Source organism: Sulfitobacter profundi (genome assembly GCF_042661425.1).
Classification (GTDB): Bacteria; Pseudomonadota; Alphaproteobacteria; order Rhodobacterales; family Rhodobacteraceae; genus Sulfitobacter; species Sulfitobacter profundi.
Genome location: NZ_JBHSWA010000002.1, coordinates 62,435 through 85,370 on the forward strand (window position 1 = coordinate 62,435; position 22,936 = coordinate 85,370).

The following is a 22,936-nucleotide window of genomic DNA, read 5'->3' on the forward strand; positions in this document are numbered from 1 at the left end:
GAATGCCCATGCAGTCCGAAGGGCAGAGTAGGTAAGGGCAAAGCCCGTCCTGCGGCCTGGCGGGGCCGTGACAACCGGGTGGAGGGCGTGAATTTGGGAGGGAACCGCGCGCCTGCGCGTGGGAGGAACCGGAATTCTCGACCGGAACCGACGCCAAGGGCGGCGCTTGCCGGTTTTCTCGGACCTGCCGGGATGGCAGGCGGATCAACAGGATTTGGAACCTGTCAGGACCGGGGTGAGTGGGTGTCAGCCCGTCGAACCCCTGCCCTGTCTATCGCTCAAAGCGAGACCGGCGTGCGCCGGGATCACTGAACTCTATCGAGCCACATCTAACTCGATAATATACGATTGATGCCTTCGTTAGATTCAGGCACAAGACGACCATCATTGTTTCTGTTGGTATGCGCGATGAACCAGACGATTGACCTCGAACTAAACGTCACCACCGAACAAGGCCTTCGGGCACTTGCTGAGGAGGGACACACGGTCGAAGTGCTGTGCAAAGCCGATCCTGAACGCAAGGGACCAAGCTGGTACGGCCTGTGGATCATGCGGACGGTTGGGAGTGATGGGCAGGAGAAAATCCTTGTCACTGCCAGAACGCGCATGACGCAGAATGCGATCAGGATGCGCGAATTCAAGACGGCAACCGGCGTGATTTCATTCCTTGTTGGTGTCGGGTTCTCTCAGGCGAGCATTCCCATGAAGAATGGGGAAACGACCTCTCATCGCCTCGTCAGTGACTGAGACCTGGATCACGGTCGATATCCCTATCCTTCTCGACCTCCTGATCCTTCTCCTGGTCGCGCTCGTCCTCAATTTCTAGCCGCTCGCGCGGTTTGTTCAGCACATCCTTCAGCCGCTCGTTGACGGACGGCTTGCGCGCCTCGCGGCTTGTGTCCTCGCCCAGATCATACTCGCTGTGACCGTCCAGCTTGTGAACCGCCGCCTGGCCGTCGCGCCCGGCGTCCTTCTCCATGATCTCCTTCAGCCGCTCTCGCGCGTAATTGCGGCCTTCCGGCTTCGGCGTGTCGTCCTGATCCCGTGACCGGCCCACGACCTGCGCCAGACGCTCCCCGAAATCCTCCGGGTTGCGTTCGCCGCGTTCTTTCGAAGTCGCAGCCCTGAGTGCGGCCAGACCGGCAGAGACACGCCCCTGCCCCGCCTCGCGCTCGATGCTATAGGTCTCCCGCACGATATCCAGCCGCTCACGCATTTCGCGGAAAGCGGCGCGCGCCTGGCGGGCGGCATGGACCACGGCCCCGCGCTCGGTGACGGGAACGTATTCCCGGCCCTGACGCTCGGCCACAGCTTTCGCCCGCCGCTCCATGGAATTGGCCGCGGGCCCCAGCTTCAGCTCGGGGTCGCGGTCCAGCTCCTCAGCCGCCAGCTTGTCGCCACGATCCAGCGCCGTCTTGCGCTGCTTCTCAAGCGACCGGTGATCGACACGCTCCACTTTGCCGACACGCTCCAGCGCGCGGTTCTGCAACTCGGCCCAGAGGCCGCGCATCTGCTCGATCTCCACGCCGCCGGTCTTGGCGGAATCGAGCACGCGGGTTTTGGCGGTAAAGCCCCCGGCTTCCAGCTTGCGGGTGGACGTCAGAACATGGGCGTGGTGATTGCGCTGATCACCTTCGCGGTGGGGCGCATGGATCGCCACATCGACGGCCACGCCGTAGCGGCTGACCAGCTTTTGGGCGAAGTCGCGGGTGATCTGCGAGCGGTCCTCGGCGCTGATCTCGGACGGCAGGGCCAGCTCCCATTCGCGGGCGGTGACGGAGTTGCGGCGGGTCTCGCTGGCCTCGACCTCGTTCCAGAGGCGGGACCGGTCCGAGGCCCAGTCCGGCGCGTCCTTGGGCGTCAGAATGAAGGTCTCCTCGATCCCCTGCTTGCGGGTGTAATCGTGGACGCGGCCTTCGCGCTGGCACTCGATGCGCTCTCCGACACGGTAGGCCGCTGCCGCCGTGGCGGAGCGCCCGGCACTGCGTTTGATCGTCTTCACGGAGAGGTGGTAGCTGGCCATGCGCCCTCCCCTCGCCTGTGATGCAAACGCGCCCACGCGCCGGAGCTGATCCGTGCCGGTGTCCCGATATTGGCCACCGGATCAGCCGTCTTTTCTTCGCAAGAGTGCGCCCGTAACCGGCGCGGTCCGAGGGGAAAAGACAGCCCGGTTGAAGGGGTGCAACACACCTCTGAGGCACGGGCTTGCCAGTGATCTGCCTCCAGATCCCCAGCCTCATGGGGGGCGGGATATGGGGACAGATCACTGGCGGTTTGCCGGGGGCAAACCCGGTTCGTGTTGGCACCGTCAGGTCCGACGACACGAACCTCCCGCAAGGAGACGCCAGCGGCAGACCGGCCCCCACCGTGGGGCATCGGGCTAAACGCTGGCGTAACCTTGCGGGACGCGATCCAACCGCTGAGGTTGGGCTGGGATGGTTTGGAAGGGGCAGCGCGCCCTTCCATGTCGCGGCGGCACGCAGCGAAGGGGATGGCCATCGGCCGGGGCTTTGCCCCAGAGAGATCGCACGCAAATCTCGGAACCGTAGGTGAAGAGTTTGCATAAGTGCGCCCTTGTCCTTTACAGGCCTACGGGTAAGCGCTATCGCTCGATCTGACAAGACCAACCTGTCCACCTGCTCTTTTCAAAGATGGAGACGCGCATTGGCAGAAACAGAACTTGAGCGCGCCGAGAAACGCTACGCCCAGGCCAAGGCCCGTCTTCAGGCGCTGAAGAACCGGGAAGCCACCAAACAGCGCAAGCTGGATACGCGGCGCAAGGTGATCCTGGGCGGCGCGCTCCTCGATCTGGCGGAACGGGATTCCGGTGCCGCCACCATGCTCGACCGGCTGATCCGCAACCTCGCCCGTGAACAGGACCGCAAGGCCTTCGCGGACTGGGTGGCCCCTCTGGTACTGCCTCCCCTGCCCCGTCCAGCTCTGACCCGGACACGCCGTCCTGATGCGGGGCGTGATCCGCCTCTTTGACGGCCTGTTCCGGTTCTTCGGTCGGATGATCTTCACCCCCATCCTGTTGGGCTGGATGATCGGCGCTGTTCTGTTCGGTGCGATGATCGGGTTCATCATCGGGGGCGTCGTGGCCATGACAGCCTTCGGACCTCCGCTTGGTCACTCTGCCTGGGAATGGGTCATCATCGCGCCGCCTGTCCTCATCGGCGCTGTCTTCGGGTTCCAGTATTGGCGCAAGACCTCCGGGGCCGATGCCTTCTTCGGGCTGACCGGCGACAGCCACGGCTCGGCCCGCTTCGCCAGCCGCAAGGAGCTGAAGAAGCTCCAGGGGAATGACGGCCTCCTGATCGGGCGCAACCCGCACACCGGGCGGCTGCTGCGCTACAACGGCCCCGCCCATCTGATCACCCTCGCCCCGACACGGGCCGGGAAAGGCGTCGGCACCGTCATCCCGAACCTGCTGGCGGCGGAGCGCTCGGTGCTGGTCATCGATCCCAAGGGCGAGAATGCCCGGATCGCGGGGGAAGCCCGGCGGCGGTTCGGAACGGTCCATGTCCTCGATCCCTTCGAAGTCTCCGGGATGCCGTCTGCTGCCTACAACCCGCTCGACCGGCTGACACCGGACAGCCTTGATCTGGGCGAGGATGCAGCCTCCCTGACAGAGGCGCTGGTCATGGACCCGCCGGGACAGGTCACGGAAGCGCATTGGAACGAGGAGGCCAAGGCCATCCTCGGCGGTCTGATCATGTTCTGCGTCTGCCACGAGGATCGCGACCGCCGGTCTCTCGCCACCGTCCGGGAATATCTCACCCTGCCCCCGGAAAAGCTGCGCGCGCTGCTGGAGCTGATGCAGGACAGCGATGCGGCGGGTGGGCTTATCGCCCGCGCCGCCAACCGCTTCCTTGGCAAAGCGGATCGGGAAGCCGCCTCGGTCCTGTCGAACGCACAGCGGCACACGCATTTCCTGGACAGCCCGCGCATTGCCAAGGTCACGGCGCGGTCGGATTTCCACTTCTCCGATCTGCGCCACCGTATCACCTCGGTGTTCTTGGTGCTGCCACCTAACCGAATGGATGCTTACAGCCGCTGGCTGCGCCTTCTGGTGTCTCAGGCCCTTCAGGACATTGCACGGGATGCCGAGGCGTCCGTGAAGCCTCTCAGTGGCCCTGCAGGCGCTCAGGGGGACACACAGCGCCTCAGGACGCCCACGCTGTTCCTGCTGGATGAGTTTGCTGCTCTGGGCCGTCTGGAGGCCGTGGAGCGCGCCATGGGGCTTATGGCAGGCTATGGCTTGCAGCTCTGGCCGATCCTGCAGGACATGAGCCAGCTCAAGGACCTCTACGGCGAACGTGCGGGCACCTTCATTGCCAATGCCGGGGTGCAGCAGGTCTTCGGGGTGAATGACTTTGAGACGGCCAAGTGGCTGAGCCAGATGATGGGACAAGAAACTGCCGGGTTCCAGACCGACAGCTTCAAGCCGGGTGATAGCCCCAGCTTCTCGAACAACATCACGGGCCGCGATCTGCTCACCCCCGATGAAATCATGCAGCTCCGCCCGGAAAACCAGCTCCTGCGCGTGCAGGGCCACGCCACCGCCGTCGCGCAAAAGCTGCGCTACTATGTTGATCCCGAGTTCAAGGGGCTGTTCGTCCCTCAAGATCTCCAGTGATCAAAAAATCTGTATTTCCGTGGTCCTTCGGTCAAGTCAATACCACCTATCAAAAGGCGCGCATCCCATAGCTCTTGCCATGTTGGCCATTCCTTCAAGAAATGCAGAACCTTCCAGGCCGCAACCAGATTGTACGGAAAGACTCCGATGGATGAATGTCCACAGCCAAGCCGTAGAAGCTCGGGTGAGTGTCCGGTTTCTTGTAAAAACTTTATCATCCATTCTGACCTTTCCGGGCGCGCGATAGTGTCCTCTTCACCCAGGATGACCATCTTTTCCAGCCCCCGGCGGGTGAGACCAAACGTGTGCATGTTCAGGCTGATGATGCTCCAGGCAGCTCTCAGCTCCTCTAGAGACATGTTGGGTTCGATACGTTCCCGAAGCGGTTTCATGGTCTCGGCGGTCCAGACAAGATCGGCAGGACTCATTGGCGTCACCATTAGAACGGCTTTGTCGACCTTCTCGTCTTGCGCGGCGATCAAACCGGCAACGGTGCCACCGATACACATGCCCACGACAGATATCTTCGCAAAGCCAAGCTCATGAAGCCAGCCAACGATTTTACGGCCATCCACCACGGCTTGCCTCATTGCCCGAACAGTGCGTCCGATATCCGCGCTCAAAAAATTGTCTTCGGCAGAGTCACTGCTGCCACGACCAAAGTGGTACGGAAGCGTTGCCTCGACGACTGTTATTCCCTTCGATGCGAAGAATTTCGCAAATTTCGGGTATCGGTTCCGGGCGTACCAATGATGAAAGACAACAATTGCATGCTCTTTTGAGCCACTGCCGGTTACGACACACTCAAACGTGTTGTTTTCAATCATGGATGTAGTGATGTCTGACTGAAATAGAACGCTGTTGCCTGTGACCTCTAGTGGCTCAGGCAAGAAGATCGGAGAATAAAACTGTTCCCCTTCGTTGATAGACCAACAGGTCAGGTCAAAGTCTGGCGAGTATTGGTCAGCGAGTTCATTGACCGCGAAGGCAGCAGAGGTGTCATGATTAAAATCGATGCGATTATGAGCAAGACGTTCCTGCCGATCCAAGGATTTTTGGATGTGCTTACAGTCATGGCGGCGCGCTAGCTGTTGGAACATATGGCTCTCCTGATTTTCGTATCAGATCGGTTTTTTAGATAAACAAATAAATATTGCTGATAGCTCAAATGTTCCAGATGGTTGACAAATTTGAACCCCAAGAAAAGGTTGATCACTTGAAATTCTGCCTGCTTTAGCTCGGTCCGGGTGTTGTCATTTGACTTTAGGAATTTCGACGTGTCATCCGCGAGATCAATCGCCGGTATGACCCACATTTCGACAGCATCCGGCATATCGACAAGAAGTTGCGCAACAACCTCATCGAGAGCGATCACGCGGCTATGAAACGGATCCTTGGATACCGTCAGAGCTTTCGATCCTTACGATCCGCCAAGGCGACCTTAAGTGGGCTCGAGACAATACGAACGATCAAACGCGGTCACGTCCATCACAGACAACCAAGAGTTACGGGCGAGATCGCGTTCATCGAGGGACTGTTCGACCCCGCCCCTGCATAGCCCTGTCTCCAATGTCGGCATCCTTGCGGGCCGTAGTCGATTAACGCAACAGTCCCTGATGGAGAGGTTTCGTGAAGAGCTTGCAGAAGCCGGGAATTTTCGTCTGCAAAGGGCGGTTTGGTTGATCTGGACCGGATCGCACGGGAATTGGATCGTGAATGGTGAGTAAATCTACAGCCGCAAACTTAACGCGTGGTTACTCGGTGAGACAGTTCCCTTCCATATTTTTTATTTTTAAAAACAGAAAACATCAACCAAACCGCAGGGTGCCGAAAGACTCCCTGTTGTTGTTTAATATGTTTAATAGAACAACGTTTAATACGTTTAGGAGATAAATAACGGTTTTTAAACAAGACGTTGCGGGGTTTTAGGTGTATGTTTATGGGGCAACAGGTGTATGTTTATGGGTTTTTTCGCTCCCTGAGGTGTATGTTTGTGGGGCGACAGGTGTATAAATATGGGGCTTTGGGTGTATGTTTATGGGGTCACCATGCCTGACCCTTAAAACCCTGATAAGTAAGCCAAAAAAATGATGTTTGCCGCCGATAGGTGTATATTTGTGGGGTGAAGGTGTATGTTTATGGGGTCACTGACATAACCCCTTCATTTTCTTCAAAAAACAAAGCGGCTTTCGAGCGGAGTGATCTCGCTCAGGTGTATGTTTATGGGGTGAGAGGCTTCCTTCAGGTGTACGTTTATGGGGCAGCTTACTTGTTTCTGTCGGTCCTCTCTGCTGACCAACATAGAAAAACCTGCGTTCTTAGAAAAAAGCGATAGAATGGTGTAAAGATATCGTTTAGAATTTACACCATGAGAAGTGAACTAAAAAGACCTAATAAAAACAATCAGATACTGAAGAAGCACGTGGCAGCGATTCATATCGGTGCGAAACTTTCGCTGCTTCAGAGGAAGCTTGTCAATGCTCTGCTCTACAATGCCTATGACCAACTTCTCACCGGGAAAGAGCATCATATCAGCGCTTCAGTGCTCTGTGAGATGATAGGTTTCGATAGCAAGAATATCGGCTACCTCAAGGGAGCTCTCAAGGGTCTCATGGAGACTGTTGTGGAGTTTGACGTGCTTGAAGAGGATGGCGAACGATCTTGGGAAGCGATGGTGCTGCTTCCATACGCAAAGATCAAAGGCGGAACCTGCACCTATCGTTATGAACGTGCTTTGGCCGAAAAACTCTATCACCCTGATGTGTACTCTAAAATCAATCTGAGCGTTTTGCGTGAGATGAACAGCGCCCATGCGTTGGTGCTCTATGAAAACTGCTATCGTTTTGAAGGGATTGGTCACACCGCTTGGTGGGATATCGAAGTGTTCCGCAAGCTCATGGCGGTAGATATGATGCCCAGTTACAAGCCGTTCAAAGCCCTCAATCGCAACGTGATCCAACCTGCGATGAAGGAAGTGAATAAGCTCTCAAACATCCAAATTGAGATGGAAACACGCATGAAAGGTCGAATGGTCACCGGCCTGCGTTTCATCGTGAGACCGAATGCTCAACAGTCTTTGGTCGGCATGGATACTGAGGATGAGATTACTGACCGAAGTGCATATAAAGCGTTGTTAGCGCAGGGAATCTCCAAAACTCTCGCCCGCGCCTGGGTGATTGAGTATGATGAAGAGTATATCTTCGATAAGTTGGACCTAGCCGGTAATGAGGCCGCAAGAGGCAAAATTAAGTCATCCAAGGCGGGGTTCCTCAAGTCGGCTATCGAGGAAGATTATCACAACGAAAACGCGGTGAAAAAGAAGGCTCAAAGTGTAGCGCAAAGCGCAAAACAAACCCGCGAGAAGCTAGAGCGTAAGCTCGAAGCGCTCAAAACGGCACAGAGAGAGGCGGAAACCGCATACCGCTGGCATACAGCGGAAATCATCGAAGAAGCCTTCCAGCTGCTCTCTGAGGGCGAGAGAGAGGCAGTTACAGCAAAGTTTCAACTCAGCCTAGGAAGCAGCATATACGTGAACGCCTTCAAAAAGGATGGTTGGAAAGATCGTTTGACCTTCCTAGATATCAAGAAATTTTGGGAAGCGCGTGGGCTCACCCTCCCCTCCCCTGCCGCTTGGGCACAAAAAAACGGCTCTCAGGAGCCGGATATCATAAAAGCGCAAATTAATGAGATTAAAGAACAACTAAAATAACTGGTTAAATAGGTTAAACCGAAATACAAGTTTAATCGATTCAATCGAAAATATCGGTTTTGCTTCGTAGGATATGTTTGAGGTAGGTGGACTTCGGAACGAGGCCCGCCTTTTCTTCGAGCTTCGCAAGCTCAGCTTTGGTGAACTTGATCGCTACAATCTCAGACTCTTTATCTTCAGCACTTTTCGGTTTTCGCCCAACAGTTTTGGGCGCGAGTATGGATTTAGGTTCACTCGGTTTAACCGAATTACCCGATTCAACTTTTTTGAATATGGAAAGGTCATTTTTCTTAGGCATAATGCTGCTCAAGGTAAGAAAGTAAGATGTCGAACTGTGCTGCCACGTCCCGATAAGTATAGCGTGCAAGGGCGTCTTTCTCCATCATCTGACGGATAGAAAGCTCTTGTTCAAAGATGGTATCAAACACGCGTGAGAACTTGAGTGGAAGGACCGTTATCCCCTGCCCTATCGCATGATCCACGACGGCTTTGATATTCTTTGCGTCCTCACTGTCAGCCCAATCCTTGAAGGCTTCACCCTTCCGCTTCACCAGCTTCGTCGCCACAACGACGATGTTCTTGTTGTAGAGCAGAAGCTCGTTGATTGTGTGTATCCCGGCATGAATGCACTTTAGCTCATTGTAGATGGGTACCAACACCACATCGGACTGTGAGACCGCTGATACAATACTAGGCCGTGCATCGCGCGACATAAGACCGGCTAGGTCAAACACCACGTCTATTCCTTCAGGAAAGTCCGGAAACTCTTCATCGGGTTGTAGTGAGAAAAGCCGCTCTTCGGGCAGGATGGTGTCCAAGAGGTTGTAGGGCTCGTTGGTCGCCAAGGCGTATTCCCGGTCAAGCGCGATGTTCACGGCAAGCGGGGTTTTCCCCGCTGAGCCCTTCATGTTGTAGATGGTTATTTTCATGTTGCTGATTATATGGGTAAACTGAAATAACGAAAATAACTTGTTGCTTCGATTTTTCAAGTTAAATCGATTAAACTGAAATTTCTTTTTTTCGCTGGAAAGTTAGTATCGGGTAGAGGATAAACCTGTTTAACTGGGTAAATAGGTATAACCAAAATAACAGAAACTTTGAGCGAGCTAGGGAGCCTCGAGGAGACGATTAAAGCTCAGGCAATGTGATCGCCGGGTCAGAGAGCTCTTGGTTCAGGCTGATCGAATGGGGCTGTTGCGTTAATTGCAGTTCTTAGGGGGATTGTGATTTGTGAGTTCAACATGCCGCGCAAATCGCCGTTCAAGCATCACCGCTTTCCACGTGAGATCATACTGTGTGCCGTGCGCTGGTATCTGCGATATCCCCTGTCTTACCAAGATGTTGTCGATCTTCTGGAAGAGCGCGGCACGATAGTCGACCGATCAACCGTGTATAGCTGGGTCCAGAAGTTTGGCCCCGAGCTGACCAAGCGAGCGGAAAAGCATCTACGCCGGGCCAGCGTCGACTGGCATGTCGATGAGACCTACATCCGTGTCGGCGGCAAGTGGCGCTATCTGTGGAGGGCTGTCGATGCAAACGAACAGATGATTGACTTCCGCCTGACCGCTCGGCGGGATGCCAAGGCAGCCAAGGCCTTCCTTAACAAAGCGATTGAGCGTGTAAGGCTCCATCGCCCGGTCACTATCGTCACCGATAAAGCCCCGACCTATCGACGTGTCATCCGCGAGATCAATCGCCGGTATGACCCACATTTCGACAGCATCCGGCATATCGACAAGAAGTTGCGCAACAACCTCATCGAGAGCGATCACGCGGCTATGAAACGGATCCTTGGATACCGTCAGAGCTTTCGATCCTTACGATCCGCCAAGGCGACCTTAAGCGGGCTCGAGACAATACGAACGATCAAACGCGGTCACGTCCATCACAGACAACCAAGAGTTACGGTCGAGATCGCGTTCATCGAGGGACTGTTCGACCCCGCCCCTGCATAGCCCTGTCTCCAATGTCGGCATCCTTGCGGGCCGTAGTCGATTAACGCAACAGTCCCGTCTGCTTGTTAGACCACTGCAATATGCGGGAACCCCTTTATTTTTCCCAGTAGGGCAGGGAGCTTAGGAGATACATTTACTGCGCTCCGGTAGCTCTCTGAAGAGTCCGGATCGAGATGGCGTTGGGCCCTCCGAATAACTGCTGAATCTGCCTCCAGGATTGGCCTTCAGCTCTCCAAGTGACGATCTGCTCGCGTTGACTGGCATTGAGTGATCTGCGACGGCCGAGTTCTGCACCACGGCGTCGGGCGGCCTCGAGTCCGCTCTTCACCCGCTCCCGCAACGTTTCCCGCTCGAGTTCAGCCAGGCTCGCCATGATGGTTAACATCGTTTTTCCCATTGGGGTGCCGGTGTCGAAGTTTCCCTCGAGGGTAACGAACCGGATCCCGCGATGCTGGAGATCCTCGAGCTGCTCCAACACATCGAGTGTCGACCGGCCGAGCCTGTCTAGGCGCCAAACCACGAGTTCGTCACCCTCGACCAGCCGAGAAAGTAGGGCATCCCGTTTCGCCAGTGATTTGGCACCACTCATCACCTCCTGGACGATCTCCTCGCATCCTCTCTGCTGGAGAGCGTCGACTTGTAGGTCGTGCCTCTGATCAGCCGTCGAAACCCTCGCATATCCGCATCTCATTCTGTCACCCTGTTTTTGGCGCTTTTTGAAGACATACAGATTGAAGCTTAAAAAGACGACAAAAACTAGAGTTTTTGGCTAGGGTGTTCTGGCAAGAGGTTTTCGTCTGAAAGCAGCCGTCCATGCTCAAAGGGGCGAAATTACGGCTCTGCGCGTTGAGGATTGGTGTGATCAGCTGTTTAATTGGCACCTATGAGCGCGACGGGCGCTTTCACGTATTTCCAGCAATGGCAGATCGCTATCGTTGAAAGAACTAATTGCCAATGCCATTAGGGTCAGGATTCATAGCCAGTAGATGACGAGGGCGGCGAGGGCGATGGCCGAAAGGAAGACCTTCGGGCATCGGTCATATCGGGTGGCCACACGCCTCCAGTCCTTGAGTCTTCCGAACATGATCTCAATGCGATTGCGCCGCTTGTATCTCCGCTTGTCGTATTTGACCGGCGTCTTGCGCTTCTTTCGGCCTGGGATGCAGGCGCGTATGCCCTTGTCCTGCAACGCTTCTCTGAACCAATCGGCATCATAGCCGCGATCCCCGAGTAGCCATTTGACCTTTGGCAGGCCGCTCAGCAGGGCCCGTGCGCCGATGTAATCACTGACCTGTCCGGCGGTGACGAACAGGTCGATCGGTCGTCCCTGACTGTCGCAGATGGCGTGCAGCTTGGTGTTCATGCCGCCTTTGGTTCGACCGATCAGGCGACCACGCCCCTTTTTGGCGGCCATACTGGTCGCCGTTCGGTGGGCTTTAAGATACGTCGCGTCGATCATCACGGTCGTCTTCTCGCCGTGTTCTGCCGCCAGCCCGGCCATCATCCGCGCGAAGATCCCCTTCTCGCTCCAACGCTTCCACCGGCTGTAGAGCGTCTTGTGAGGACCATAGGCAGCAGGCGCATCGCGCCACCGCAAGCCATTGCGATTGATGAAGATAATCCCGCTCAGCACCCTCTTGTCATCTACCCGGGGCTTCCCGTGTGACTTGGGAAAGAAGGGAGCCAGACGGGCCATCTGCGCGTCGGTCAGCCAGAAAAGATCGCTCATATCACTGCTCCATTTTCCGAGCGGTGAATCATGCTGTGCGAGCGAAATCAATGCATCCTGACCCTAGAGCAGCGCTACCGCGCTCTGGGTTAACCTTTTCCAGAAACCGCATAACGAGAACACCATTGCCCTAATAGTTCCTATCCGCAACAACAGGCTCGTTCGGTGTCCTATCTTTCCGGCTATGGACAACAATGGCTGCAGCAAAGGAGATCTATGTATCCGCAGAGCCTGCGCAGTCATTGCGTAACTTGTGTTGGAAGAGGGCTCTCAACCCATCGACCCACTACGCCGCGCGCTTTGTCTTCGTCACTGGCGATGAGCGCCTCGCGCAAGTCACGTAAAGCAGCGGCGACTTCAAACTCCTTTAGTCCGCCTTCTCGGGCCGAAAAAATCTTGGGATGCGTGGTGCCAATCAACTCATTACAAAGTGTCAGTTCTTCGGTCATCTTTTCACCCGGACGCAAACCAATGATTTCAATCATGATATCGCCATCGGGAGTGGCGTCGTCCCGCACAGTATATCCGGAAGCCTCCACCACTTGCCGCGCTAATTGGAGAATAGATACTGGTTTACCCATATCGAGTACGAAGACCTCCCCCTGCGCGAAAGCACCGGCCTGCAAAACCAGCCGCACAGCTTCCTGAATGGTCATGAAGTAACGGTTTACACTACGGTCAGTCACCGTCAGAGGCCCCCCTGCTCAGCTGCTCTTGGAACAGCGGCACAACTGAACCCGACGATCCTAACACGTTGCCAAAACGCACCATTGAGAAGATCGTATTCCTCGTGCCTGTGTTCTTGCGTGCCATATTTTGGATCACCAGCTCGGCCAGCCGCTTAGAACCACCCATGACATTGGTAGGGCGCACAGCCTTATCGGAAGATATTAAAATAAACCTCTCCACCCCTACTTTGACGGACTGTTCGGCCAGCGTTTGTGTACCCAGTACGTTGTTTACTAGGCCCGCCAACGGATTTGTCTCCACCAATGACACATGTTTATAGGCGGCGGCATGCAAGACTACATTAACATCGTGACCTGTCAGAACCCTCTGCATCTGCCGGGCATCAGTGACCGAACCCAGTATCGGCACCACTTCGATTCCCGAGCCTTCTACAAGCTGGCCCAGCTCCATATGGATGGTATAGAGGGCAAGTTCGCTCAACTCGAACAAGATCAGCTTGGAAGGTCGGCACTCTAGGATCTGGCGGCAAAGCTCCGAGCCAATTGACCCCCGGCGCCCGAGATGAAAACCACCTTGTCCTTGTAGCAAGCCGCGGCATCGCCGATACCTCGCGACACCTCGTCCCGGTTGAGAAAACGGTGCGGTGAGAGGGGGTCAGCTGTTCCACTAACGCCTCTTCGCCGACAAGCTGAGCAAAGGAAGGCAGGGCCTGTACTTCCAGACCCATTTTCTCAATTTGGCGGGCGATCTGTGCCTGTTTTGGTACGCTCAGTGACGGCATTGCCAGCAATACGCGGTCAATCTGCTTTTCTTGCACTAGCGCTTTGAGCTTCACCGAAGAATGAACCTGAAGATGGGCAACCCTAAGGCCTTGCAAGGCCGCATTGTCATCAATGAAGGCGATTGGCTCTATGGTCTCATGGCTCCGCAGCGCCGAAACCAGCTGTGTCCCAGTAGTTCCCGCACCATAAATCAGCACGCGGCAGCTCGCTGCGCTGTGGCGGTAGATCGCCAATACAGCTCGCAACATTGCAGCGCGTGAGATCACCACTAGTGCAAAGAAAATAACGCCGAGCATCACATGCAACCCAATCGGTAGATCAAGCCGGGAAAGGCCTGTCGCAATCCAAGAGGTGACGCTAAGGACCAGAGCCAAGGCGGCCGTAATGCCAACGGCAGTCTTGTCAAAGGCATTCAGTGAAACTGTGCAGACACCCAGCCAGATTGAGCAAATAGCTGTTACAATCACGAGGTAGGGTAAAATCGGCACATATCCGCCAAGGGCCATCAGAAAGCCACCAGGAAATTCAAGAAGCATGAAGACAATAATGGCCGCGAGGATGACCGACATGCTATCCACTGCCAGCATGACATTGCGCTTGTGCCGCCTTGTGAGAGATTTAATCAGGTTCAACATTAGGTTGTCAGCTTCACTTTCATCTCCTTTACGACTGGTCTACTCACTATAATCAAAGATGAAATTCTTTCTCCCCCCTCAAACGCGAGGCTGATCTTTTCAAGGTTTGCTATACGGGGCAGCACCAATAACCCCTATAAGTTTCGCACAAGCTGCGCGATAGTAAAGGTAAGCATCCACAATGATTCATCCCATCATTCTTAGCGGCGGATCGGGCACACGGCTCTGGCCGTTATCCCGTAAATCCTATCCCAAACAATTTGCAGCATTGATGGGAGAAGAGAGTCTGTTTCAGACCTCCGCGAGACGACTGTCGGGTGAGGGCTTTGCCGCCCCGGTGATCCTGACGGGAGAGCCGTTTCGTTTTATCGTGTCCGAGCAACTTGCACAGATCGAGCAGTCGCCCCAAGGCATTTTGATCGAACCTGAGGGACGCAATACCGCGCCTGCAGTGCTGGCAGCCGCGCTATGGGTGGCTGAACGCAATCCAAATGCGCTGATGTTGGTAGCTCCTTCGGACCACGTGATTAACAATCCGGAAGCTTTTCGAGCCACAGTTCAGGCGGCGATGCCACGCGCCCAAGCAGGAGATCTGGTAACCTTTGGTATCACTCCCGACCGCGCGGAGATTGGCTATGGGTATTTAGAGCTGGCGCCTGGAGGGCACCCAACGGCTGTAGAACCGCAAACCTTAGCCCGTTTTGTTGAAAAGCCCGATGAAGCAAAGGCCAAAAAGATGCTGGCGGCGGGAACATTCTTGTGGAACGCGGGTGTTTTCCTCTTCACAGCGGAAGCTATTTTGAAGGCCTACCATCGCCATGCCCCGGAACTGGTTAAGGCCGTTACGCTCGCAGTCGACGCTGCCAGCCATGATCTGGGGTTCACTCGACTGGCTCCAGACGCCTGGGCTCAGGTTGAAAATATCTCGATCGATTATGCCATCATGGAAAAGGCAGACAATCTGGCTGTCATGCCCTTTGCTGAGGGGTGGTCTGATCTCGGGAGCTGGGATGCGGTCTGGCTTCAAAGTGGTCCTGATGCGCAAGGCAATGTCTGTACCCCACGGGCCACGGCAATTGACTGCAGTGACACTCTGCTGCGGTCGGAAAGTGAGGGGCTGGAATTGGTGGGCATTGGTCTGAACGATATCATTGCTGTGGCAATGAACGATGCGGTCCTGGTGGTGCATAAATCCCAGGCGCAGCAGGTAAAGGAAGCCGTGGCTGCGTTGAAGAAGCGTAAGGTCAGCCAAGCAGTACAGTTACCCCGCGACTACCGGCCCTGGGGCTGGTATGAAAGCTTGGTGACCGGCGGGCGGTTCCAAGTCAAGCGGATCGTGGTTAATCCCGGGGCGGCGCTGAGTCTACAAAGTCATCATCATAGGTCTGAGCATTGGATTGTGGTCGAGGGGACCGCGCGAGTTACCGTTAACGAGAATATACGGCTGATCTCAGAAAATGAGTCCCTCTACATCCCGCTAGGGGCAACGCACCGGATGGAAAATCCGGGCAAGGTCCCTATGGTATTAATTGAAGTTCAGACTGGCAGCTATTTGGGCGAAGATGATATTATCCGATATGAAGATGTTTATGCGCGAGAATAACCCACATATTGTGGTTGAATCTTGCTAGGGTCAGTTCTCGGCGACACTCAACACCATTGCGGCGCTGAGCCTGTAAAGTTATCATTATAGATCGGAACATTGGGCGCTTGTCGAAAGGGGCAGCACAGATCACCATTAAGGAGCGGTGTGCGACTGATCACGGAAAACAAGTTCATCTAATATACCACGCTAAGGCATTGTTGCCAGCCCTTAACGTGTATAAGAGGCAACCTAGATTGAAGGCTCAAAAGTGCTGCACACCGTAGCAGTGTCTCTCCGGAAAAAATCTCCAGGCAAGTCTCTACACAAGGGTAAAGCAATGCCGGCACCACTCAGAATAAATAGCCCGGAATAGTTTCAGGCTGAAACCCGCCGTATGGCGAAGGCGCGTTCGTTTCCTTCGGCACAATTTACGCAAGGCAAAGGTCCCCTTCTTATGAAACTTAAACTTAGATCGCGCGCTGGATTTCGGGAAGAAGGTGCTATGCAGGAAGGCCATATCGATCTGATCAATGCGAACCGTGTGGTCGGCTGGGTGGCGCCTCGCGATCGTGCCGAGCCTCAGATTCTCAATGTCAGCGTCAACGGCACAAGGCTTGGGCGCAGAATCGTTGCCGACATATTCCGCAAAGATCTCCTAGATGCTGGCATCGGAGACGGCCGGTTTGGCTTCGACCTGCGTATTCCATCTGACTTATGTATGGACGTTGAGACCATCGTAGTAGAGGTAGTAGACGCTATTACAGGAAATCGTATTCTTGAGGGAACCTGGACGGCGCCGCCGAAATTAGAAAATGCAATTCTCCCTGAGCCTCAAACATACCAAAAGGTTCGTATCGACTACGTGTCGGAGGATTATGAGATGTTCGCTTGGGCCGTCGACACCAATGATAAGACGATGGTCTTCGAAATAGATTTGCTGATCAACGGGGAGTTCTACAAAAAAGTATATAACGACAGATCGCGTGGAGATCTGCGGCGTAAAAACGTGTCTGGGGGATTAGGCGGGATCCAGACTAAGTTGCCTTTAGAGTGGCTGGGTCCCGGCGTGCACGAAGTCTCACTTAGACCTTCGCATGGGACCGCTTGTTCTATAGAGGTCGAGGTCAAGCAGGCGTGCGCCCCCGTGCCGTGCTGCAGTATTGCGATACACAACTGTCCACTACCACTGTTATCGTACCAATCTACAATGCCTTTGAAGACCTCAAAATATGCATCGAACGACTGCGCCGCTATACCCCGCGGGAGACACCGATTCTGCTGATCGACGACGCATCTCCTGATCCGCGCATTGAGCAATTCTTAGAAACCGTGTGCGACGATCCGCAGTTTCGGATTGAGCGCAATCTTGAGAACCTAGGTTTCACTCGAACCATAAACAGGGGTTTTGAGCTATCAGGGGATAATGACATCATTATGCTCAACAGTGATGCGCGTGTCACATCGAATTGGCTCCCCTCAATGTTAGCAGCGGCGCGCTCGACGCCGAATGTGGCCACGGTCACTGCTATGTCAGACAGGGCGGGAGCTTTTTCCGCGCCTGATATTGGCAACGAGAACGATTTGCCGCCCAGCATCTCTGAAGAAGTTTATGCACGTGCTTTTCGTCGTCGCCAAGTGGGACGCTACCCAGAAGTGCCTACGGGCAATGGATTTTGCATGTTGATCCGGCGCGCCGCTCTCAACAAGTTCGGCGGTCTTGACGCCGAAGCCTTTCCACGCGGCTATGGGGAAGAAAACGATTTTTGCATGCGGGCCCTGCGGGCCGGATGGAAGAATCTCATCGACGACAGAACCTATGTCTTTCACGATCGCTCCAAGAGCTTTGGCGAAACCAAAGACGCAAACGCTAGGCAGGGGGCTGAAGTGTTAGCCGGTCGCTACCCTGAATATAAGCTTGCCACACGAGCTTTTCACGAAGACGAAGCAATCAGATTCAGCCGCATGCAAGCTCGTCAGGCGCTAAAAGACTGTACTCGTGCAGAATCAGTGAAGCCTCGCGCACTTTTTGTGTTTTCGACCCAGTCTGGTGGCACGCCGCAGACCAACAAAGATTTGATGGGGGCTCTTGCTCAAGATTACGATTGCTGGGCATTGCGCTGCAGCGGCGACGTACTCGAACTTAGCCACATGGCCGACGGAGAATTAGAAAGTGTAGTAATACAGCAGCTCAATCGGCCATTAACACCCCTGACTCATATCTCGCAAGAATACGACGAGATCGTCGAGGCTTGGCTGTTACACTATGATATCGAGCTTGTGCATATACGGCATTTACTATGGCACAGCCTTAACCTACCACACATCGTCAGAAAGCTAGGAATTCCTTCAGTTTTCTCATTTCACGATTTCTACACGCTATGTCCTTCGGTCAATCTAGTAAAAGAAGGTGTCTTCTGTGGCGGGGCCTGTACGCAGGTAGGCGGAAGCTGCGATCAAGTACTTTGGCCAGCCAAAATGATGCCAAAAGTTGACTTTGATTGGATCGGAGTTTGGCGAACTCGTTTTGCCGAAGCGCTTGAAGCCTGCGACGCTTTTGTTACCACGTCAAAGGCGGTGCGGGATCGAATACTGACCCACTTGCCCTTGCTACCGCGAGATAGGTTCTTCGTGATCCCGCATGGCCGAAATTTTCCTTTTATTGGCAATGTTGCCGCCGAGCCACAAGCTACTAATGCTCCAATCCGTATCCTCGTACCCGGAAATATTGGATTTAATAAGGGTAGCGATATTATTAAAGAAATTGCCAGACTTGATCAAGGAGAGCGAATCGAGTTTCACGTGTTAGGCAGAATGACTAAGGCGGTGGAACAGCCCGGCATTGTGCTTCACGATCCTTACACACGCGATAGCTTCCTCAGCAAAGTGCAGGAGATCCGCCCGCATTTTGGCGCAGTATTTACAATCTGCGAAGAAACTTTCTGTCATACACTCACCGAAATGTGGATGGCGGGACTGCCAGTCGCGGTATTTGATTTCCCCACTGTTGGAGGGCGCGTGCGCGAATCCGGCGCAGGTTGGGTAATCGATCATACAGATATCCCTACCTTACGCACATCCCTAATCGAAATTGGTGCCCGGCCGGAAGAACTTCGGACCAAGGTGGATTCGGCCATTCGCTGGCGCAACGGCCCAGGCAAAGGTCTTACCACCAATTGGATGGCTGCCCAATATCTTGATGTTTACCGCGTCGCTACCACCCACAGGGCGGGGAAACTACGCATCGACCGGGTGGTGGCCGAAGCCTCCACACCGCGACCCAAGATCGCAGTGGTGGTTCCGCAATCAAACGTAAATTTTACCCGAGGAAATGCTTCCTCACATATTCGGGTGTGGGAACGCACTCGTAATGAGCTCGACCGTGACGTCGTATATATACGAATGCGGCCCGATAACTTGATGGCAGCACTGCATGCAGGTCGAGTAGATGGCGTCATTATTCAACGAAATGCTATCCCCAATCATTGGATAGAAGAATTCTTAGAGACTTTTAAAAAAACAGGTGTTCCCTATGTAGTTGAACTTGATGACGATCTGTTTGACGTCCCGACAGACAAGGATCCAAAAGGACGTTACGCGGCTGCAGCACAAGGATTGGAGCGTTTCGCCAAACAGGCTGCAGGGCTAATCACTTCAACCGAATCCTTAGCTGGGAGGGTGCGGCGGATTCACGATCGAGTAGAGGTTGCACCAAACCTACTCTCCCGGGCGATCTGGTCACTGCCAATTAGCACTCGCCGCTCAGATGGGATGATACGGGCGCTCTACATGGGCTCCTTTACTCATGCCGAAGATCTAAAGATGATACTATCGGCGGTGGAAGGAGTTGCGATGCGTACGCCAGAGTTCCGGTTGCGCTTAATAGGTGTGTGTGAATTGCCGTTACCAGAATGGGTCGAGCGGACCGACCCGCCCGACTCTGCGCGCAATTATCCCGAATTTATTCACTTCCTCGCCGAGCAGAGGTCCGACCTCGATTTCGCTATCGCGCCCTTGATGGATTCACCGTTTAACAACCAGAAATCAGATCTAAAAATCTTAGAGCAGGGAGCGTTAGGCCTTCCAGTGCTTGCCTCGGATACACAGGTGTTTTCTAGTTTTGCCTCCGTCGAGGGCGTGTATCTCGTGAAAAACACCCCCTCTGCTTGGCAAGCTGCGCTCGAAGATCGGATCGCAAAAATTGGCAACTGCCACGCGGAGGGTCGCGCATTGCAGAGCTGGATCCACGCGCATCGAGAACTTGAGCCTTCTCTAGGGGCTTTCGATCGATGCGTAGTAGAACTCTTGAACCTAAAATGAAGGTAGCGGACGCAAACTCAAGACCAATGGAAATAATAGTATGGCCACAGCGAGACCTGTAAATCTGCAGCTTCAGCCGAATTCCCAAGTTCGTACAAACAGGAAAACACGATGACTAATTTATCCGCCAACACAGAGAGCCTACCGGATCCAGATGCTGTGAAAATAGCCGTGCTGGGACTAGGATATGTTGGACTTCCACTCGCTTTAGAATTTTCCAAGGTCTTTCCCACCATTGGTTTCGACGTGCACGAAGAGCGCGTTGCGATGCTTTCAAAGAACGTAGATCTCACTAGAGAGGTGACTTCTGAGGAACTGGCTGCGGCAAAGGGTCTACACTTTAGCGCTCGGCTCGACGATATTTCAGATTGTAACGTTTATATTGTCGCTGTTCCGACACCAATTGATATTAATCATCAGCCCGATCTGCTGCCTCTCCTCAAGGTATCAGAAACTATCGGCCACGTGCTTAAGCGAGGCGATGTGGTGATCTATGAATCGACTGTCTACCCGGGCGCCACCGAAGAAGATTGTATCCCCGTCCTTGAAAAACTATCTGGTCTGACGCTTAACCGAGACTTCTATGCGGGCTATAGTCCCGAGCGGATTAACCCTGGAGACAAGTCTAGACCATTGCCTATGATCCTTAAGGTCACCTCTGGATCCACTCCTCAAGCCGCCCGATTTGTCGATGACCTCTATAAGCGCATTATTTCCGCTGGGACCTATTGTGCCTCTTCAATCAAAGTCGCGGAGGCGGCCAAGATAATTGAAAATACCCAACGAGATTTGAATATCGCCTTGATCAATGAATTATCAATTATCTTTTCGCGATTAGGCCTCGACACCAATGAGGTGCTTGATGCCGCCGCGACGAAGTGGAACTTCGTACGCTATACACCCGGCTTGGTGGGGGGCACTGTATTGGGGTCGATCCTTATTATTTGATGCACCGTGCGACGGCGGCGGGGCACATCCCCGACCTCATCCGCATTGGCCGTGAAATCAACAATGGCATGGCACGAGAAAGCGCAAACCGTCTCGTGCGCGCCATGACAAAAGCGGGTCATCAGATTCTTAATGCCCGCGTTCTAATCCAAGGAGTGACGTTCAAAGAAAATTGTCCTGATATCCGCAACACCAAGGTATTTGAGCTTGCGACAGCGCTTCAAGAATGGGGGATGGAAGTTGATATTTCAGATTCTTGGGCCGATCCAGATGAAGTTGATCATGAGTATGGCATCCGACTGATCCAAGCTCCTAAAGGGACCTATGATGCGTTGATCCTCGCAGTCCCACATAGCAATACTATCTCGGCAGGGAGCGAACCTCTACGTGCACTGTTGAAACAAGGCGGTCTTCTTTTTGATTTAAAAGCAGCCTTCCCCAAGGAGCTGTCAGACCTGCGGCTGTAAACCTTTGACAAAAGGTAACTACGCCATTGACAGCTTACCACAAAGCAGGCCGATGAGGATGAGGCATCCACATCGGCAGTGTCGAAATTTCGTGGCCAGGGCCGGGGGAGGGGGAGCTCAAGGATTACCCTTCTAGCAACTCTACCAAGTGCCGCCCGTATGAATTTTTATGGTACCGCATGCCACGCTCGCGCAAAGTCTCCGAGGATATCCAACCCTGAGAATACGCGACCTCGTCCGGACTGCCAGTTTGCAATCCTTGGCGTTTTTCCAAAGTGCGTACGAAGTTGCCCGCATCCAACAGGCTGTCATGAGTGCCGGTGTCGAGCCAAGCATAACCGCGCCCCATTTGCTGCACATTAAGCTCGCCATCGTGAAGATAGCTTTCCAGTAGCGACGTTATTTCCAGTTCGCCTCGCGATGAAGGGCTCACTCCTCTCGCCCGGACAGATGCTGTACCATCAAGAAAATAGAGACCTGTCACCGCATAGTTTGACTGTGGTACCTTAGGTTTTTCGGTGATCCCACGCACTTTCCCGTCAGCGTCAAAGTCAACCACACCATAGCGCTCTGGGTCCGCTACGCGATAACCAAAGACAGTGCCGCCACTGCTATTAAAATTGGCCTCTTCCAACAACTTCGGGAGCCCATGGCCAAAAAAGACATTGTCCCCCAACACCATCGCGCTGGCAGCGCCAGCGAGAAAATCCTCGGCTAGAATATAGGCCTGTGCGAGCCCGTCAGGGCTGGGCTGTTCGATGTAGGTCAGGTTGATACCCCACTGGCTGCCATCGCTCAAAGTACGCTTAAACTGTTCTTGGTCCTGCGGCGTCGTGATTACCGCGATCTCTCGGATTCCCGCCAGCATCAGAACGGAAAGCGGATAATAAATCATGGGCTTATCATAGATTGGCAGAATCTGCTTGGATATCCCCAAGGTAACCGGGTAGAGTCTGGTGCCAGAGCCGCCAGCCAGAATGATACCTTTGCGTGTCTTCATTGTAGATATACCCTTATCTCGACAGTTTATTGGTCCCAAATTGAACCTCGTATCAGTCTTCTCTGTGAGGCTTACTTGTCAGGCTGCCCCCTAAGTCTTTTAGCACTCGATCCAGTCCCACACGCCAATCAGGACGCGCAATACCGAAGCACGCTGTGGTGGTGGAACAATCTAGTTGGGAGTTCAGCGGCCGAACCGCCGGGGTCGGATAGTCCCTTGAAGGTATTCGCGTCACCGCGCAATCTATGTCAGCTTGCTTGAAAATCTCAATAGCAAAGTCGGCCCAGCTGACAGCTGGGGCACCGCTAAAATGATAGGTGCCAGCCTTGCTCGCTTGCTGTCCAAGCTGGTTCGTAATTGTCAAACAAGCGGCTGCAATATCCCCTGCTGCTGTCGGCCCACCGATCTGATCCCCAACAATCGTCAAACTGTCCCGTTCACGACCCAAGCGCAGCATCGTTTTGACAAAATTGTTGCCGT

At 54.2% G+C, this 22,936-nt stretch carries 18 protein-coding genes and 2 pseudogenes; 11 read left to right on the plus strand and 9 right to left on the minus strand.

The window, feature by feature from the left end:
- Nucleotides 1-408 precede the first annotated feature (408 nt).
- A complete protein-coding gene (locus ACFQAU_RS18145; RefSeq protein ID WP_132446715.1) occupies nucleotides 409-747 on the plus strand; it encodes a hypothetical protein in 339 nt (112 codons plus the stop codon).
- Here the strand turns inward: ACFQAU_RS18145 and mobQ are convergent.
- Nucleotides 737-2,023, minus strand: a complete 1,287-nt coding sequence (gene mobQ / locus ACFQAU_RS18150) for a MobQ family relaxase (RefSeq protein WP_132446713.1) — start codon at nucleotides 2,021-2,023, stop codon at nucleotides 737-739. The genes ACFQAU_RS18145 and mobQ overlap by 11 nt on opposite strands.
- Before the next feature lie 641 nt (nucleotides 2,024-2,664).
- Here mobQ and ACFQAU_RS18155 point away from each other — a divergent pair.
- Nucleotides 2,665-2,988 (plus strand): mobilization protein, encoded by a 324-nt coding sequence (locus ACFQAU_RS18155; RefSeq protein ID WP_386284180.1) that lies wholly within the window; start codon nucleotides 2,665-2,667, stop codon nucleotides 2,986-2,988.
- Nucleotides 2,963-4,639, plus strand: coding sequence for a type IV secretory system conjugative DNA transfer family protein (locus tag ACFQAU_RS18160; protein ID WP_132446709.1), 1,677 nt, complete (start codon nucleotides 2,963-2,965; stop codon nucleotides 4,637-4,639). The genes ACFQAU_RS18155 and ACFQAU_RS18160 overlap by 26 nt, the downstream gene beginning before the upstream one ends.
- Here ACFQAU_RS18160 and ACFQAU_RS18165 read toward each other — a convergent pair.
- On the minus strand, nucleotides 4,624-5,739 hold the full coding sequence (locus tag ACFQAU_RS18165) for an alpha/beta hydrolase family protein (RefSeq protein ID WP_132446707.1): 1,116 nt from the start codon (nucleotides 5,737-5,739) through the stop codon (nucleotides 4,624-4,626). The genes ACFQAU_RS18160 and ACFQAU_RS18165 overlap by 16 nt on opposite strands.
- A 170-nt stretch (nucleotides 5,740-5,909) precedes the next feature.
- Between ACFQAU_RS18165 and ACFQAU_RS18170 the strand changes: the two are divergent.
- Nucleotides 5,910-6,197, plus strand: a pseudogene (locus ACFQAU_RS18170) (DDE-type integrase/transposase/recombinase); the annotation flags it as partial.
- A gap of 864 nt (nucleotides 6,198-7,061) precedes the next feature.
- Nucleotides 7,062-8,348: a replication initiation protein gene (locus tag ACFQAU_RS18175; protein WP_386284192.1), complete on the plus strand. Its 1,287-nt coding sequence runs from the start codon at nucleotides 7,062-7,064 to the stop codon at nucleotides 8,346-8,348.
- Between the two features lie 40 nt (nucleotides 8,349-8,388).
- Here ACFQAU_RS18175 and ACFQAU_RS18180 read toward each other — a convergent pair whose 3' ends face one another.
- Together ACFQAU_RS18180 and ACFQAU_RS18185 are read right to left on the minus strand one after the other, a co-directional pair.
- Entirely contained in the window at nucleotides 8,389-8,646 is a 258-nt protein-coding gene (locus ACFQAU_RS18180; RefSeq protein ID WP_132446703.1) for a hypothetical protein, read from the minus strand.
- Nucleotides 8,639-9,277, minus strand: a complete 639-nt coding sequence (locus tag ACFQAU_RS18185) for a P-loop NTPase family protein (RefSeq protein ID WP_132446701.1) — start codon at nucleotides 9,275-9,277, stop codon at nucleotides 8,639-8,641. Before ACFQAU_RS18185 ends, ACFQAU_RS18180 begins: the two co-directional genes overlap by 8 nt.
- A 312-nt stretch (nucleotides 9,278-9,589) precedes the next feature.
- Between ACFQAU_RS18185 and ACFQAU_RS18190 the strand changes: the two genes are divergently transcribed.
- The gene (locus ACFQAU_RS18190) at nucleotides 9,590-10,303 is read left to right on the plus strand and encodes an IS6 family transposase (protein ID WP_132446699.1); all 714 of its coding nucleotides are present in this window, start codon (nucleotides 9,590-9,592) and stop codon (nucleotides 10,301-10,303) included.
- Between the two features lie 133 nt (nucleotides 10,304-10,436).
- Here ACFQAU_RS18190 and ACFQAU_RS18195 read toward each other — a convergent pair whose 3' ends face one another.
- The 3 genes and pseudogenes from ACFQAU_RS18195 to ACFQAU_RS18205 all read right to left on the minus strand — a co-directional run bounded on the left by ACFQAU_RS18195 (nucleotide 10,437) and on the right by ACFQAU_RS18205 (nucleotide 14,139).
- A complete protein-coding gene (locus ACFQAU_RS18195; protein ID WP_132446697.1) occupies nucleotides 10,437-10,994 on the minus strand; it encodes a recombinase family protein in 558 nt (185 codons plus the stop codon).
- 282 nt (nucleotides 10,995-11,276) lie between these two features.
- Nucleotides 11,277-12,032, minus strand: a complete 756-nt coding sequence (locus ACFQAU_RS18200; protein WP_386284200.1) for an IS5-like element ISPso2 family transposase — start codon at nucleotides 12,030-12,032, stop codon at nucleotides 11,277-11,279.
- Nucleotides 12,033-12,271: 239 nt separating this feature from the next.
- Nucleotides 12,272-14,139, minus strand: a pseudogene (locus ACFQAU_RS18205) (polysaccharide biosynthesis protein).
- 181 nt (nucleotides 14,140-14,320) lie between these two features.
- Here ACFQAU_RS18205 and ACFQAU_RS18210 point away from each other — a divergent pair.
- The 5 genes from ACFQAU_RS18210 (at nucleotide 14,321) to ACFQAU_RS18230 (ending at nucleotide 21,456) form a co-directional block, all read left to right on the plus strand.
- Entirely contained in the window at nucleotides 14,321-15,742 is a 1,422-nt protein-coding gene (locus ACFQAU_RS18210) for a mannose-1-phosphate guanylyltransferase/mannose-6-phosphate isomerase (RefSeq protein ID WP_132446691.1), read from the plus strand.
- 436 nt (nucleotides 15,743-16,178) lie between these two features.
- Nucleotides 16,179-17,006: a hypothetical protein gene (locus ACFQAU_RS18215; RefSeq protein WP_386284203.1), complete on the plus strand. Its 828-nt coding sequence runs from the start codon at nucleotides 16,179-16,181 to the stop codon at nucleotides 17,004-17,006.
- Nucleotides 16,967-20,041 (plus strand): glycosyltransferase, encoded by a 3,075-nt coding sequence (locus tag ACFQAU_RS18220; RefSeq protein WP_386284231.1) that lies wholly within the window; start codon nucleotides 16,967-16,969, stop codon nucleotides 20,039-20,041. Before ACFQAU_RS18215 ends, ACFQAU_RS18220 begins: the two co-directional genes overlap by 40 nt.
- A gap of 111 nt (nucleotides 20,042-20,152) precedes the next feature.
- Nucleotides 20,153-20,989: a nucleotide sugar dehydrogenase gene (locus ACFQAU_RS18225; protein WP_386284140.1), complete on the plus strand. Its 837-nt coding sequence runs from the start codon at nucleotides 20,153-20,155 to the stop codon at nucleotides 20,987-20,989.
- Nucleotides 20,989-21,456: a UDP binding domain-containing protein gene (locus tag ACFQAU_RS18230; RefSeq protein ID WP_386284220.1), complete on the plus strand. Its 468-nt coding sequence runs from the start codon at nucleotides 20,989-20,991 to the stop codon at nucleotides 21,454-21,456. Before ACFQAU_RS18225 ends, ACFQAU_RS18230 begins: the two co-directional genes overlap by 1 nt.
- A 124-nt stretch (nucleotides 21,457-21,580) precedes the next feature.
- Here the strand turns inward: ACFQAU_RS18230 and rfbA are convergent, their stop codons facing one another.
- Together rfbA and ACFQAU_RS18240 are read right to left on the minus strand one after the other, a co-directional pair.
- Complete coding sequence (gene rfbA / locus ACFQAU_RS18235; RefSeq protein WP_132446745.1) at nucleotides 21,581-22,456, minus strand: glucose-1-phosphate thymidylyltransferase RfbA; 876 nt, start codon at nucleotides 22,454-22,456, stop codon at nucleotides 21,581-21,583.
- A gap of 52 nt (nucleotides 22,457-22,508) precedes the next feature.
- Nucleotides 22,509-22,936: SDR family oxidoreductase (locus ACFQAU_RS18240; protein ID WP_386284216.1), on the minus strand; the 428-nt coding region annotated here is incomplete at its 5' end.